This is a genomic window from Mesorhizobium sp. M4A.F.Ca.ET.090.04.2.1 (assembly GCF_003999085.1).
In the GTDB taxonomy this organism is placed as follows: domain Bacteria; phylum Pseudomonadota; class Alphaproteobacteria; order Rhizobiales; family Rhizobiaceae; genus Mesorhizobium.
This window is the reverse complement of the sequence record NZ_RZOT01000950.1, coordinates 1-856: the sequence shown is the minus strand read 5'-3', so window position 1 is coordinate 856 and position 856 is coordinate 1. Positions and strand designations below refer to the sequence as shown.

Annotated in this window: 1 protein-coding gene; it reads right to left on the bottom strand. The window is 66.0% G+C overall.

Translation table 11 applies throughout. From position 1 onward, the window contains the following. Positions 1 to 572, bottom strand: a 572-nt coding sequence (locus tag EN781_RS33395; RefSeq protein ID WP_127400775.1) for a copper homeostasis protein CutC, incomplete at its 3' end; no start/stop codon positions are given. Positions 573 to 856: the final 284 nt, after the last annotated feature.

Sequence of the window (856 nt, the reverse complement as noted above, 5' to 3'; positions counted from 1 at the left end):
ATATTGTCGGGATCGAGCCCGCCGCAGCCGAGGATGATGATGCGCTCGCCAGCCTGGCGGACGAGCGCGGCCAGAAGCTCGGCGCCCTCCAGTGCCGAGTCGCGCTGGCCGCTGGTCAGCACGCGGCCGACCTTGCAGCGGACCAGTGCCTCGAGTGCCTCGGCCGGGTCGCGCGTCATGTCGAAGGCGCGGTGGCAGGTGACGTTGAGCGCGCCAGCCGCACGCGCCAGTTCACCCATGCGGGTCTCGTCGATGGTGCCGTCGGCGTTCAGGCAGCCGACGACGACGCCGGCGACGCAGAGGTCGGCAAGCGCGCTGACATCGGCGAGCATCGAACGGTATTCGGCCTCGCTATAGAGGAAATCGCCGCCGCGCGGCCTGACGATGACGTGGAACGGAATGGTGGCAAGCTCGAGCGCCGCGCGCACAGTGCCGAGGCTCGGCGTGATGCCGCCTTCGACCAGGCTGGCGCAGAGTTCGACCCGGTCGGCGCCGGCGGCCTGCGCGGCAAGCAGCCCGTCAATGCCTTCGACACAGAGCTCGATCAGGGTTGGCTGAGAATTCTTGGTCAAGATGCGGTCCGTCCGTATTTTCGGCGACAGCCCTAGCATCGGGTCCGCTGCCGTGAAAGCGGCAATGATCGGTCCAGCAGGCGGCGGGCGGCCTGCATTCGACAAGGTATGCTTGACAATTCAATAACTGAGGAGTTATGAGTTAATTCATAGCCGACGGGTTATTTATCGGGTGCGGCGGGAAAAGCGGCGCCCCGCCCGCCGCTCGGCGAAACAAGGAACCCTGGAGAAGCCAGGAACTCCGGGTGCTCGGCACCCGGGGCTTGTAATAACACGCCCGAAGG